This is a genomic window from Gemella sp. GH3, from assembly GCF_013415425.1.
Classification (GTDB): Bacteria; Bacillota; Bacilli; order Staphylococcales; family Gemellaceae; genus Gemelliphila.
In genome coordinates this window covers 1-422 of sequence record NZ_JACBYC010000236.1, presented here as the reverse complement: position 1 = coordinate 422, position 422 = coordinate 1, and the positions used below count along the sequence as shown (strand labels likewise).

Annotated in this window: 1 pseudogene; it reads left to right on the top strand. The window is 32.0% G+C overall.

The window, feature by feature from the left end:
* A pseudogene (locus tag HZY83_RS07965) lies at positions 1-282 on the top strand (aconitate hydratase); the annotation flags it as partial.
* Positions 283-422 lie beyond the last annotated feature (140 nt).

The window sequence follows — 422 nt, the reverse complement described above, 5'->3', positions numbered from 1 at the left end:
CGTATTCACCGCTCTAACTTAGTAATGATGGGTGTACTACCATTACAATTCCAACAAGGTGATTCTGCAGAGTCATTAGGTTTAGATGGTAAAGAAGAAATCTCAGTTGAAATTTCTGAAGATGTTCAACCACATGATTTAGTTAAAGTTAAAGCTAAAAAAGAAAATGGCGAAGTAGTAGAATTTGAAGTAATTGTACGTTTCGACTCATTAGTTGAATTAGATTACTATCGTCATGGTGGTATCTTACAAATGGTATTAAGAAATAAATTAGCTCAATAATCATTTAATGCTAACTAGCGTTAAAGTTAAATTAAGTTAAACAATTGCCGTGCTAACATTTGTGTTGGCACGGCTTCTTTGTGTTATCCTTAAGTTAAAAACAGAAATGATGAGTTGAAAGAAGGACTAAAGTTTATGAT